This window comes from Methanosphaera sp. WGK6 (assembly GCF_001729965.1).
GTDB lineage: Archaea > Methanobacteriota > Methanobacteria > Methanobacteriales > Methanobacteriaceae > Methanosphaera.
In genome coordinates, this window is record NZ_JRWK01000002.1 from 97,907 (window position 1) to 112,277 (window position 14,371).

13 protein-coding genes are annotated in these 14,371 nt (G+C 26.9%); 8 read left to right on the forward strand and 5 right to left on the reverse strand.

From position 1 onward, the window contains the following. Positions 1 to 95 precede the first annotated feature (95 nt). A complete protein-coding gene (locus tag NL43_RS01525; RefSeq protein ID WP_069592248.1) occupies positions 96 to 1,316 on the reverse strand; it encodes a Mur ligase family protein in 1,221 nt (406 codons plus the stop codon). A 229-nt stretch (positions 1,317 to 1,545) separates the two neighbouring features. On the opposite strand from NL43_RS01525, the gene hypD reads away from it, so the two are divergent. From hypD to NL43_RS01545, 4 genes are all read left to right on the forward strand, one after another. Continuing rightward, complete coding sequence (hypD, locus tag NL43_RS01530; protein WP_069592249.1) at positions 1,546 to 2,592, forward strand: hydrogenase formation protein HypD; 1,047 nt, start codon at positions 1,546 to 1,548, stop codon at positions 2,590 to 2,592. Between the two features lie 16 nt (positions 2,593 to 2,608). Beyond that, on the forward strand, positions 2,609 to 3,919 hold the full coding sequence (locus NL43_RS01535) for a TldD/PmbA family protein (protein WP_069592251.1): 1,311 nt from the start codon (positions 2,609 to 2,611) through the stop codon (positions 3,917 to 3,919). 574 nt (positions 3,920 to 4,493) lie between these two features. Further along, positions 4,494 to 5,651: a zinc ribbon domain-containing protein gene (locus tag NL43_RS01540; RefSeq protein ID WP_069592253.1), complete on the forward strand. Its 1,158-nt coding sequence runs from the start codon at positions 4,494 to 4,496 to the stop codon at positions 5,649 to 5,651. A 107-nt stretch (positions 5,652 to 5,758) separates the two neighbouring features. After that, positions 5,759 to 7,381: an AarF/ABC1/UbiB kinase family protein gene (locus NL43_RS01545; RefSeq protein ID WP_158005537.1), complete on the forward strand. Its 1,623-nt coding sequence runs from the start codon at positions 5,759 to 5,761 to the stop codon at positions 7,379 to 7,381. A 48-nt stretch (positions 7,382 to 7,429) separates the two neighbouring features. Here NL43_RS01545 and NL43_RS01550 read toward each other — a convergent pair whose 3' ends face one another. After that, positions 7,430 to 8,080, reverse strand: a complete 651-nt coding sequence (locus NL43_RS01550; protein WP_084790330.1) for a DNA polymerase domain-containing protein — start codon at positions 8,078 to 8,080, stop codon at positions 7,430 to 7,432. Next, entirely contained in the window at positions 8,077 to 8,457 is a 381-nt protein-coding gene (locus NL43_RS01555) for a 30S ribosomal protein S8e (RefSeq protein WP_069592257.1), read from the reverse strand. Before NL43_RS01555 ends, NL43_RS01550 begins: the two co-directional genes overlap by 4 nt. Positions 8,458 to 8,924: 467 nt before the next feature. On the opposite strand from NL43_RS01555, the gene hypE reads away from it, so the two are divergent. The 4 genes from hypE to NL43_RS01575 all read left to right on the forward strand — a co-directional run bounded on the left by hypE (position 8,925) and on the right by NL43_RS01575 (position 12,665). Further along, entirely contained in the window at positions 8,925 to 9,953 is a 1,029-nt protein-coding gene (gene hypE, locus NL43_RS01560; protein ID WP_069592259.1) for a hydrogenase expression/formation protein HypE, read from the forward strand. Positions 9,954 to 9,962: 9 nt separating this feature from the next. Next, positions 9,963 to 10,379 carry an RDD family protein gene (locus tag NL43_RS01565; RefSeq protein WP_069592261.1) on the forward strand — a complete coding sequence of 139 codons (417 nt, stop codon included), beginning with the start codon at positions 9,963 to 9,965 and terminating at the stop codon, positions 10,377 to 10,379. Positions 10,380 to 10,404: 25 nt separating this feature from the next. Continuing rightward, complete coding sequence (gene serS, locus NL43_RS01570; RefSeq protein WP_069592263.1) at positions 10,405 to 11,682, forward strand: serine--tRNA ligase; 1,278 nt, start codon at positions 10,405 to 10,407, stop codon at positions 11,680 to 11,682. Between the two features lie 146 nt (positions 11,683 to 11,828). Beyond that, positions 11,829 to 12,665 (forward strand): CBS domain-containing protein, encoded by an 837-nt coding sequence (locus NL43_RS01575; protein ID WP_069592265.1) that lies wholly within the window; start codon positions 11,829 to 11,831, stop codon positions 12,663 to 12,665. A gap of 31 nt (positions 12,666 to 12,696) precedes the next feature. On the opposite strand, the gene larE is transcribed toward NL43_RS01575, so the two are convergent. Further along, positions 12,697 to 13,770 carry an ATP-dependent sacrificial sulfur transferase LarE gene (larE, locus tag NL43_RS01580; RefSeq protein WP_069592267.1) on the reverse strand — a complete coding sequence of 358 codons (1,074 nt, stop codon included), beginning with the start codon at positions 13,768 to 13,770 and terminating at the stop codon, positions 12,697 to 12,699. Further along, complete coding sequence (locus NL43_RS01585) at positions 13,724 to 14,368, reverse strand: TfuA-related McrA-glycine thioamidation protein (RefSeq protein ID WP_069592269.1); 645 nt, start codon at positions 14,366 to 14,368, stop codon at positions 13,724 to 13,726. The genes larE and NL43_RS01585 overlap by 47 nt, the downstream gene beginning before the upstream one ends. Between the last annotated feature and the right edge of the window lie 3 nt (positions 14,369 to 14,371).

Genomic DNA, 14,371 nt, shown 5'->3' on the forward strand with positions numbered 1-14,371 from the left:
ATTTCATTTAAATTAAACTAGGTTTATTGGGATTTATTTCTATAATAAGTTTTATTAAGATGATGTTTTTATAAAAATTAAAAAAATAAAGGTTATTATTGTAATTTATTAGTTATTTTTGTTATTTTAGCTTGTCCATTCCCTCCAATGAATATTTTACAATTATCTTTGCTTTCAATATATTTTAAGATATCATCTATGTTTTTAATAACTAGTACATCTTTAGTATAACCTAGATTATTAAGGTATTGAACATACTCATAAGTAGTATCTTCAAGTCCTGGAAATATCACTATAGTATCAGGACTATATTCTTTAAGGTAATCTAGAATATTATATCTACATTTTTCATGTTTACGTGGAGTACCTATGACTACAATATTAAATTTTTCTTCTTCCAAAACAGCTTTTAATGCATCAACATTATCTGTTTTTCCAGAAATAATTTCATTATTTTTATAGTTTATTTTTATTGTACGACCTTCTACTGATTTGAATGTTTTTAAGAATTCGATAATTTTTTCATCAGGAATTCCAAGATATTTACAAGTTACTCTTGCAGCATCAGCATTTTGTAAATTAAATTTACCAAATAAATTTAAAGAATATTTATATGTATCAAATAATAATGGTTTGCTACTTTTTTCTTTAATTTTTAATAAGTTTTCATCATTTTTATTTAAAATAGCTGGTTTATTGTTTATGAATGTTCCTATTTCTTCTGTATAATGTTCTATAGAATCATGAACATCCATATGGTCATAACCTATATTGGTTGTAACAATAATATCAATATCAAACACATAATTACAAAAATCAAGGGTCATATCACATGTTTCAATAATCATGTAATCATATTCGTTTTCATTTGCAGTTAATAATAGTTCAGTGTATCCTGAAAATCCACCACCACCATTACCTCCAATAACTACTTTATAACCGGCATTTTTAAGAATATGGTAAATCATATGGCTAGTGGTTGTTTTTCCATTAGTTCCTGTAACAGCAATTGTTTTTATTTTTTTGTGTTTTTCAAATACATCTGATATAAAAATCCCTTTTTCTATAATTTTTTTACTAATTTCTTTTTTAAATAAACTAGGACTAACTAGAACAGCTTTTACTTTATATATTTTATCTAGATTATGACTTCCAATTTCAAGATCTAAATTAGATTTATCTAAGGGATTTTCATTTAAAAGTGTTAAATCAATATTTCTATTAATATCTGAAGCATATACTGAATAACCTCTATTTAATAAGGATATTGTTGCTTTTTGTCCTTCAACACCTAATCCCACAACACTTACTTGCATATATATTCCACGACCTTATTTTTTAAACAAATTTTATAGTTTATAATTCATTATCATGTATTATTTATTCATATTTTTCAACATTGAATTAGACTATTAGTAATTATATAATAATATAAATATTTTAATTTTAATAATATTATTCATTGATAAATAAAATAGAAACTACATATTTATTATATTAATAATTTTTCAGCTAAAATAAGAATATAAGGAGTTATTGGTTAATATGAAAAATTTAACAAAAGATATACTTAAAAAAATAGATGAAGTAAAAACACCAATGAAAATTATGCATGTATGTGGTTCACATGAACATACAATAATGTATAATGGTATCAGATCAATGTTACCAGAAGAAGTTGAAATTGTGGCAGGTCCGGGATGTCCAGTATGTGTAGTTCCAGCTCAAGAAATTGATGAATGTGTTGCATTAGCAGAGCAAGGAGTAACAGTAACAATATTTGGTGACATGTTAAGAGTACCTGGAACTATAAAATCATTAGCAGATGCAAAAGCAGAAGGAGCTGATGTTAGGATTGTTTATGGTATAGGAAATGCGGTAGAATTAGCAAAAGAGATTGATAATGATGTAGTATTTATGTCAGCAGGATTTGAAACAACTGCTCCAACTACTGCAAATGAAATGTTAAGTAATCCTCCTGAAAATTTTTCAGTATTGTCTTGTCATAGATTAATACCTCCAACACTTGATTTTTTAGTACATGATGAAGTAAAATTAGACGGGCTTATAGAACCAGGACATGTATGTACAGTTATAGGTACAAAACCATTTGATTTCTTATCTGAGGATTATGGAATTCCTCAATCAACTGCAGGTTTCAATCCTTTAGATATATTATATGCAATATACTTAATATTAAAACAGAAAAAAGATGGAAATCCACGTATGCAAAATGAATATAAGCGAGCAGTACGTGAAGAAGGAAATATTAAAGCTCAAGAAGAAATGGAAGAAGTATTCCAAGTAGCTTCAAAAGAATGGAGAGGCTTTCCGGAAATACCAAACTCTGTATATGAACTTAAAAAAGAATTTGATGATAATAATGCAAGAGTAAAATATGATATGGACCTTCCTGATTCTGAAAATGTTCCAAAAGGATGTATTTGTGGTCCAATACTTAGGGGTATGGCAAGACCGGAAGATTGTAAGCTATTCCGTGGAGAATGTAATCCATTACATCCAATTGGTGCATGTATGGTAAGTAAAGAAGGTACGTGTAATATTGCTTACAGATTTTCTAAAATGGATTAATTAATAGGTTGGTAACATGAATCAACTAATGGATGATATTTTAAGAAATGTAACCAAAAAAGTGGATCACGCAGAAGTATACATGGAACGAGAACAATCTACTGACGTGGACATATTAAATGATAAAGTAAATCATGCAAAAGAAGAAAACATAGTGGGTTTAGGAATTAGAGTAATTAAAGATCAAAAACAAGGTTTTGCTTATACTACTAATTTAAGTAAAGTGGAGGAAACAATAACTCAAGCAATCAATAATTCTAAACTAAATAATGTTGATAAAAATTTAACAATTATAGATAATAATAAAGTTTATTCAAAAATAGATGGGTTATATGATAAAAAATTAGAAAATATTGATTTACAAGAAGCTATTGACTATTCAAAAACATTAATTGACTTAGTAAAGGAAAAAAAGTGTAATCCTACAGCAGGTGGTTATGGTGAAGGAATAGGTATAGTAAATATAGTAAATTCAAATGGTGTTGAAGTAACTGAATCAACAACTTCTTGTGGAGCATCTGTATCTGTTAATGTTGAAGATGCGGATGTTGTATCTAGTGCTTATTATTATGATTTAAAACATGATAAAAATTTAGATTTGGATTTGATAGTAGATAAAGCAACAGAATTAGCATTATCTTCAAGAAATGCAAAATCAACAGAAACAAGAAATACTGCAGTGGTTCTAGATCATACAGCAGCAGTATCATTATTGAGTACATTCTTTTCAGCATTGAATAGTGAAAATAAACAAAGAGGACGATCTAAATTCAAAGATAGTCTTGGTGAATTAATAGCATCTGAAAACTTTAATTTAGTGGATGATGGAACAATTCCTGGAGCTTTACGTTCTTCAATTGCTGATGATGAAGGGACACCTACAGAAAAAACAATTTTAATAGATGAAGGAGTACTTACAAATTTTATCTATGATACATATCATGCTAAAAAAGATGAATCGGATGTAACTACAACAGCAAATGCAATTAGGGCAGGATATAGTTCAGTACCAAGTGTAGGTTTCACAAATTTAAAATTAAATTTTAAAGAATTAGTGGATATATCTGATATTTCAAATGGGATTATTGTAAATAGTGTAATGGGAGCTCATACAGCAAATCCAATCACTGGTGATTTCTCTGTTGAAGCAATGAATGCATTTGAGATAAGAAATGGATCAATTGAAAATCCAATTAAAAAAGCAATGATTTCTGGAAATATTTTTGATATAATGAAAGATGTGAAAGCAATTAATGGTGAAATTCGTCAACTTGGCTCATGTATAACTCCAAAAATTTTAGCAGATAATTTAAGAGTAATTGGTTAATTAAACCATTTAATTCTCATCTATTTTTTTTTAAAAATAAAATAAATCTTCTTTAATGTTCTAATTAGTAAAAAATAATATTTTGTGTACTGAGTTGTGTTTCTACTGTATTTTACTCTATTTAATTTAAGATTCTATTTTTAATCGGAGATTATAAAAATTAAAATATAGGAATCTATTTTATAGTTTATTTCTAAACTTTTGTACTATTTTATTTGAGATAGTTTCTAAGTTATTTTTTTTGATATGGATGATTTATTTCTATCTATTTTACTTTGTTGTGTGGCTAGTTATTATCTTAAATTATAATTCATATGGTTTAAATTTTTCGGGAAGAACTATATTAAGTAGTTTAATGTAATTTTTCAGAATTTTTAATATAACTTTATATAATATTATATTTTATATAATATAAAACACATAATTATTATTTAATAAAAAATTATATTCACATAGAATAATAATGTATAAAATAATAATGTAATTTAATTTATTTATCAAATAAGTTTAATATTACTTTTTTTCATTTATCAATCATATAATTTTTAAAAAATACAAACGGGGGTATAATCTAATGTTTTGCAGGAAATGTGGGACAGAATTAAGTGATAAAGATAATTTCTGTTTTAATTGTGGAACTCCTATTCCAGAATCAAATGCAGAAAAAACTATTTCAAAAGAAAAAACTATTCCAAGAAAATCAAAAAAAATTGTGGATGAATTTGACGAACTTTTAGATTTAAATATTAATGAAATTAGTGAAGATAATATTATTTGGCAAGAAGTACCCTTCGATGATTCTATTGATGAAACCATAGATTTTAATGAAAATAAATCTAAACCAAAAACAAAAGAAGAAGCTGTTGTTAAGAAACCTTTTAATAATCAAAAAGAAGAATCTATTTCACAAATAAAACCATCAAAAAATGCTTCAGAGTTAAGATCAACAAAATCAACTATAGCTAATCCAATAAAACCAAAATCAAGAAAATTAAAAACAGAACCTAAAGAAGACTCAAGTATTATGGAAGAACAAGTATCTAATAATATAGATGTTGTATCTGACGATATTTTAGTTGATGATGTGGTTGTTGATGATGTTGTATCTGATGATATTTTAGTTGATGATGTGGTTGTTGATGATGTTGTATCTGATGATATTTCAATTGATGATGTGGTTGTTGATGATGTTGTATCTGATGATATTTTAGTTGATGATGTAGTTGTTGATGATGTTGTATCTGATGATATTTTAGTTGATGATGTGGTTGTTGATGATGTTGTATCTGATGATATTTTAGTTGATGATGTTGTGGGAGATAATATTGAAGAAGAATTAACAGTTTCTAAAGATGTGGCTGATATTAAAACAGCATCTGCTGATATAAATATAAAACAAGAAACTACTTCTAAAATAACTGAAAATACTGATGATATTGATTTAGAAGAATTAATTGAATCTGATTTTGAGGAAGAACCTATTAAAGAAAAAATAGTAAGTTCTGATAGTAAATCAAATAATACCTTCAAACAAGAAGTTTCAACAGAAGATAAAGCAATTCAATCTCAATTTAATAAAAATTTAGATGATGAACTTGAAGATTATGATGTTGATTTAGATGAAAATATAAATAATTTAACAAGTAAATTTGTAACAGTACTCATAATGATTTTAATTTTAATAATAGCTGTTGTAGTTGTAATGACTTTAATTCAATATGTGGGTATATAATATTATCTACTCCCTTTTTTTTAATTTAATTTTAGAAATTTTTATAAAGTGTTAATATAATAAACATTACTATGAAAATCTTAGATAGTAGGCGTAATCTTTCAAGAATGAATGAAATTGTAAAAATACTTATAAAATATGGTTTTGAAGGTATTGCTCAAAATATAAGTAGTAAAAATACCAAATTTCTTCCAGTAGATAAACTTTTTACCATAGAATCTAATGTTAGTTTAAATACACGTATCCGATGGGTTTTACAAGATTTAGGCACTACTTTTATTAAATTAGGTCAAACACTTAGTACCTATCCTGAACTTGTTGGTTTTGATTTAGCTGAAGAATTATCTAAGTTACAGGAATCTGCTCCTATAACACCATTTGTTGATGTAAAAAAAATAATTGAATCAGAGTTTTCAAAATCAATTGATGAAATATTTGATGATTTTTCTGAAGAGCCAATAGCATCTGCAAGTATTGGTCAGGTGCATAAAGCATATTTGGGTGGGGTATGTGTGGCTGTCAAAGTACAACATCCAGGAATTAGGGATACTGTTGATAGTGATATTAATTTAATGAAAATTATTGCAAATCGTTTAGATAAAAGTATAGCTAATACTAAATCATATAATTTACCGGGTATTGTTGAAGTTTTTGAAAAGGATATTCGAAAAGAATTAGATTATGGATTTGAAGCAAGAAATGCAATTCATTTGGGTGTTTTATTAGAAAATGATGATGTTTATATTCCTAAAATCTATCAAAAATATTCTACCGATAAAGTATTAGTCATGGAATTTTTAGATGGTGTTAGTTTAAATTATGTATTGTCTAGTTCTGATGAAAAATTTGATAATGAAAAAATTGCAAGAACAGGTGCTGATTCATTTGTTAAACAAATATTAGTTCATGGATTTTATCATGCAGATCCTCATCCAGGAAATATTTTTGTTTTAGAGGATAATATTGTTGCATTTGTAGATTTTGGTATGATGGGTCATTTAGATAGTGAATTAAGAGAGGATTTAACAAAATTATTTATATTTATATCAAATGGTGATGCAAAATTACTTACTAAACAATTATATCACATGTCTATTTTCAATGATAAATCATTATATGATGATATAGAATATGAAATTATGAATTTACTCGACAAATACTATGGTGTACAATTTAATGATGTGTCTGGTGTCTTACATGAACTTATTCAAAATAATACATTAAATAAATATGGTATAGTAATACCTAGGGACTTATTAATGGTAATTAGAACATTAATTATGGTAGATGATATAGGTAAAAAATTAGATCCATCATTTAATACTACTGAAATATTAAAACAATATACATTAATCATGTTATTAGATAATTTCAAACCTAAAAATATGTTTACAAAACTTAGTGAAGGTTATATGGATTTACAATATTTTATTACTAAATTACCAGGTTTTTTGTTAAGTTTTGAAGATATTCTAAATGATGGAAAATTTGAATTATCTGTAGGCTTGAATGAATTATCTGAGTTAAATAATATCTTTTCAAGAATAATAAATGAATTATCACTAGCTATAATAACAGCTGCATTAATTGTTGGTTCATCATTAATTATGTTAACTGATAATGGCTATTATTTATTCGGATATCCATTTTTAGGATTTATAGGATTTGTATTTAGTGCAGTATTAGGTGTAATTTTAATAATAATGATTCTAAGAAGAGGAAATTATTAATTTCATTTTCTAAAATAAAAATAGTTTTTCAATGGAGGTTAAAATACTTTAGAAGAAACTATCAAGGCTTGTTTGTTTTTCATTATTCATTATTTGTTCTTCAGAATAACCTATAGCTTCAAGAATTCTTAAAGTTGCAGGTAATACTTGGTTTTGAATATAATATTCAGGATCATATTCTTTATTTCCAATATATTCTATTGGTTCTGCTCTTTTACTAATGGGTTCTTTACCTTTTGTAATAACGTAGCGAATAATAGAACCACTAGTAACTTTTTGTCCATGTAATGCTAGTTTCTCAGCCGCAATTACGTGTGGAGCTATTTGTTTATAATTTTCAGGTTTTTTAGTAAGTTTTGTATGTATGACAAGATCTTCAATGTCTACTTCACCATTATTTAATTTTTTAATAACATCTTTCACAATTTTTTTTGCTTGTGTTGGTGAAGCATGTTTAAGTATAGCTTCTAAAATATCATGTTGTGTGTTTTTAGCTACAGCAGCCCAGTCACGACGAACTAACTCTAAACCTTTCACTGTGATAACATCATCAGCAATGACCGCATATCTTTTTTTAGTAACGAAGAATCCTCTATCATAATAACCTTCCAATTCGAGTTCCATATCATTTGGAAGGTTTTGGTTTATGGAGCCAAGAAGCTCCGTAACCTCTTCTTCGATTTTTTTTGGAATGCTCATTCGATTAATACACCATTAACTATTCCTTTTTGTCCAGGTCTTGATGTTATTTTTGCTTTACCAATTTCAGTTTCAACAATTGCACCTTTTGTAATAATATTTCTTCTTACGAAGTGGCTGTTTGCACTGTTTTCGAGTACGGTTTTTATTTCAACATTTTTGCTGGAGTTGTCTTTAGGATCAATAACATTGATTCTATTTGCAACAGTAGCTCTTGTTTTTGTGCAGTTTCCTCTTGCTACTATTTCTTTTTTAACTTCTTCTCCAATTCTTGTTTCTGCTGGTGTTCTTCCGAATTCAGCATTTCTTTTATTTTTATTTCTTCTTGATCTTGCTCCGGATGGTCTTCTTAAGGAGCTTCCTTGCCATATTGCCATATTTTCACCTCATGTTTAATGTAAATTTATACTTAATAAGTTGAAGTATAATTTAAGTAAATCCGTATAATACTCATCAACTTTTAAAAGTTATTGTATGAAAGTAAAATTTGTATATATTATTTAATCCATGTTTTTAGATTTTATATTACCTTTATTGATAATTAACTTCTAGAATCATCAATTATCTTCTTGTAATTTGTACGGGATTACTATAAAGATAATAAGAGTATTATAATACTATACTATTTTTACAATAATATTATAATATATTATTTCAATTATATTTATATTTATTTATCCAATTTCAAAATACTTGTTACATAACATAATAGGTTATTGACTATTATTTAGTATAATTTTATAAAATATTGTAATAATAATATATATTATAGATAAAATAAAAAAATTATTTTTTTAAATTGATTTTCATAATTAATTAATTGATTAATTGAAGGAGTTAAATAATGGCATACAATGATGATAAAATAAACATGGTTCATGGTGCTGGTGGAGAAGTTATGCAAAGTATGATTTCAGACATCATATTAGGTAATATTTCAAAAACTAGTGTAAATGGTGGAATTGGTTTAGAAGCATTAGATGATAGTGCAACAATACCTTTGGATGATGACCATGTAGTTGTAACAACTATTGATAGTCACACAGTACAACCTTTATTCTTCCCAGGAGGAGATATTGGAAGAATTTCAGCTGCAGGAACATTAAATGATATAGCAGTAATGGGAGTAAAACCAGTATCTTTAAATAATGCAATGGTTATAAGTGAAGGTTTTCCACGTGATGATTTAGAAAAAATTATTAAATCTATGAATGAAACGTGTGAAGAAATAGGGGCTGCAATAATCACTGGAGATACTAAAGTAATTGACAGTGATAAATTGGATAGTATGATTATAACAACTGCAGGTATTGGTATAGGTAAGAAAGAAGATGTTGTAACAGACTCTGGATTAGAAGTTGGAGATAAAATAATTATCACAGGAAGTGTTGGTGACCATGGAATGGCTATAATGTCAAAAAGAGAAGGATTTGGTTATAATACTGAATTAAAATCTGATGTAGCTCCTGTATGGAGTATGGTTGAAGCAGCTAAAAATGTGGGAACAATTACGGCAATGAAAGATCCAACACGTGGTGGAATAGCAAATGCATTAAATGAAATGGCTACTAAAGCATCTGTAGGGATGATGCTTGATGAAGAAAGAATTCCAATCAAACCTGAAGTAAATGCTGTTTCTGAAATGTTAGGAATTGACCCATTTGAAGTGGCTAATGAGGGAAAAATAGTTATGGGTGTAAAAGCAGATACTGCAGATGATGTATTACAAGCTATCCAAAAAACAAAATATGGTAAAGATGCTCAAATTATTGGTGAAGTTACTGAAGGAAAACATGTAATTATGGAAACATTAATTGGAGGAGAACGATTAATTGAACCACCAATAGCTGACCCAGTGCCAAGAGTATGTTAAGTGATTTAAATGGAACATTTCATATTACGAGCTGAAGCTTTAATTATAGACATGATTATTGTAACATTATTTACTGCTTTAATTAATAATATTTTATATATATTATTATCTTTAATTGGTAATTCTATATTGCTTGCAGGATATGCATATGTTGTATTAATCATTGTAACGATGGCTTATTTCACATTTTTTGAAGCTAAAACAAATAAAACTATTGGAAAAAGAATTACTCACTTATATGTGTCTGATGTTGAAGGATATATGACTTATAAAAAAGCATTCATAAGAAATTTAACTAAATTATTTTGGATACCTTTGATAATTGATATTCTCATTGGTAAAATACTTAATTATCCTTCACGTTTATTTGATAAAATTGCAGGTACTGATGTGTATAAAGATGATGAATTAGAGTTAGTGGACTAAATAGATATAAAAGGGGAAAAATATTTTGTTAGATATAAAATTATTCAGAGAAGAACCAGAAAAAATTATGGAATCTGAGAAGAAAAGGTTTAGAGATACAACAAATGTTGAAAAAGTTATTGAATATGATAATTTATGGAGAAATGGATTAATGGATTTAAATAATCTACGATCTGAAAAAAATAAACTATCTAAATCTTTTAAACAAGCAAAAAAAGATGGGAATATTGAAGAAGTAATAAGTAAATCTAAACAAGTAGCTGAGGATATCAAAGAATTAGAACCAAAAATTGAAGAATATGAAAAAATACGTGATGAATACAGGTATAAAGTAGGTAATATAATAGATGAAAAAGTACCTATTTCTGATACTGAAGATGATAATGAAATAGTAAAAACACATGGGGAATTACCTTCATTTGACTTTGAACCTTTAAATCATGTGGATTTAATTAAAATTATTGATGGGGCAGATACAGAAACAGCATCTGAAATAGCAGGATCTCGATTTTATTACTTAAAACAAGATATTCTTTTCCTTAATTTAGCTTTAATTCAATTTGCTTTAAATGAATTAACTCAAAAAGGTTATTCTCCACTACAAACTCCTTTTTTCATTAAAGGAGAAGTGGCAGAAGAAACATCGGAATTAGGTGAATTTGAAGAAACATTATATAAGGTTGAAAATGAGGATTTATTTTTAATTGCTACAGCAGAACAAACACTAGCTGCATTACATAGAAATGAAATAATTCCATCTGAGGATTTACCTTTAAGATATTGTGCTCTTTCAACATGTTTTAGAAAAGAAGCAGGATCTCATGGAAAAGATACATTAGGTATTTTCAGAGTTCATCAATTTGAAAAAGTAGAACAATTTATATATTCAACACCTGAAGAATCTGGAAAAGAACATGAAAAATTATTAGAAGTAACAGAAGGAATATATCAAAAACTAGGACTACCTTATAGAATTGTTGGAATAGTATCATCTGCATTAAATGATAATGCAGCTATAAAATATGATCTTGAAGCATGGTTCCCTGGTTCAGAAACCTATCGTGAACTAGTATCCTGTACTAATTGTAAAGATTACCAAGCAAGAAAAATTAACACTAGATTTGGTAAAGCTGGAGCAGGAGATGCTCAAATACTTCATACATTAAATAGTACTGCTATAGCTACGGAAAGAACAATGTGTTGTATATTAGAAAACTATCAACAAGAAGATGGTAGTATAAAAGTACCTAGTGTTTTAGTACCCTACATGAATGGAAGAACTGTTATTGAAGCTAAAAAATAAATTTCTTCTCCTTTTATTTTTCATATCTTTTTTTTACATCAATTATTTTATATAAAAAGTAATATAATATTAATTATTAATAATTATAGTTATAACAATAATTCAATATATTTTATCCTATATTATAAGCTGAAAAAGTGATTATCATGAAAGCAAGTGAAATAATGACCGAAAATGTTCAAGTAGGAACAGTACCTGGAACAGTCAGTAGTATTTATGAAATTCTAAGAGAAAAAAAATTATCTGGATTACCAATAGTTAAAAAACAAACAGGTGAATTAGCAGGAGTAGTTACACGATCTGATCTTATCAAAAATCCTGATGAAGATCAAATTGCAATGGTTATGACTAGAAATCCTATAACCGCTGCACCAGATGAAGATGTGATATCTGTAGTTCATAAAATGATAAATAATAAAATTAGAAGAGTTCCAATAACAGAAGATAATCAAATTCTAGGAATAATTACTTCTGCAGATATAATCAATAAAGCATTATGGAAAATTAATAATACGGAACCTGTTGAAAAATACATGGTACATAATGTACCGACAGTATGGGAAAAAACACCATTACCTGTAGCGTATTCAATAACTAGTTATTTTAATTTTAAATCAGTAATTTCTTTAACTGATGATAGTAAAGCATCAGGAATATTAACGGAAACTGATTTTATTAATGAAAGTGAAGTTGTTGAAGAACAAACAATACATAATAGTTCAGTAAGTACTGAAGGAGATAAATGGACATGGAATAGTCAAAGTGTAATGTATATCCTAAAAAATAAGTTACGATTTTCAGATAAATTAGTTAAAGATGTAACTGGTGATAAATTGATTTCAATTACTCGTAAAACTTCAGTAAAGGAATGTGCTAATATTCTAAGACAAAATAATATTGAACAAGTTCCTGTATTAAATATGTCTGATGAACCTATTGGACTTGTAAGAGCAAGTGATTTGATGAGGGCTATGATTCAATAATTAGTATAAAATAGAAATAAGTATTTTATTTCTATTCTATTTTTTTTCTTTTGATTGCTGGTAAAATATTGTTGAATTTATTAATAAAGTCCTCTGTTTGTGGCATGCTTACTTTACCATTTTTATTAATGATTATATCATTATATTGTATGTATTCTGGGAATTGTTTTGTTTTTTTTTGTAAGTTATTTTTTTCTTGAATTGTCTTAAAGGTATTGTTTAAATCAATAGTATATGGTAATTGATAATAGTACATGTTTTTGTTATCTATATAAAATTTAAGTTCTGTTTTTTCATATCCTGTAATATCTAAGAATATTTTTTTGAAGCCTAATTTATGTAGTTCATTGCGCAGTGTTTTTATTAGATTTTTATCGAGTATATTTAAAGGTTCATCAACAGATATTGTTGCATTATAATTATCAAATCTAACTCTTATATTTTCTTGATGAATATATCTTTTAACAAGTTTTTCTGCTTCATAGATTAAATTTAATTTTTCTTCATTTACTGTTTCATTTGTTTTCACACGTGTTGCAAGACATGTTGTATCATTGGAGTAGTCTAATTTGAAATATTTAATCATTTCAAATACATCTTTTTTTGTAATTTCACATTCGATTAGTGGACTTGTCATGTTATACATAGAACTTACAAGAACACCTGGTCTGTCTTCAAGAAGATCTGTTAAATTTGTTCCTTCAAGGAAGTATTCATATTTATCAAATTCAGGTAATTTTTGTATATTTGAGTACATTAATTTTCTACAATTGTAACATCGTTTAGGGTTGTTTGATATAAACTCTGGATCTTCTAAGAAATCTAATTTAATTATTTCATGTTTAAGATGGAATTCTTTTGATTTTTTTTGAGTATATTCTATGAATTCTTTTGGCATCATATTATTATCTATTGTAACAAGTAGTGAGTCAGGACTTACTTGTGATAAAATATATGCTATTAAGGTGCTGTCTGATCCTGCACTGAATGCTAATATGCATTTTTTATCTTTTAAAAATTCTTTTAATCTTTTTATCTTATTTTCTAATTTCATCTTATCAACTGTAATTTTCTTTGATATATTCGATGACTTTTTTTGCATCATTGTATTTGATATCAAATTTATTTTTGTTAATATATTTAGTTAACGTTGTTATATTATTTTTGGATAATAATTGTGATTTTTTAATTGTATATTCAAAAGAACGTTTAGGGTAATATGTTTGCTTAGCTATTGATAATAACTCTTCTTCTTCTTCTTGAGTTATAATCTTGTTCTTTTTAGCTGCATCTAAATTATATCTCATATTAATCAATGATTCTGACATTTGTTCTAGTGTTTCAGGATTTAATGCAACAGCAACATCATCATCTGATTCAATAACTCCAGTTTTATAATCATTAAAAATATCACCGACACCAATCATACCATAGGGGTATAATTCACAAGCTCTTAAAGCACCTATACTAGAACCACCAACAACAGCAATATTTTTTTTAAGAGCAGATAATATTTCTTTATGAGCTACTGCAGGACTTTGATGGAAAACACCATCAATAATGCCAATAACTTCAATATCATCTCTATTAGATAGTAAATTTGATATATCGCCTCTTTTTACAGGAGGTAAATATTCAGCATCTAATATCGTACGTGCTTCTTCAAATGAAATAGATAATCCTGTATATATTACAATGGTCATAAA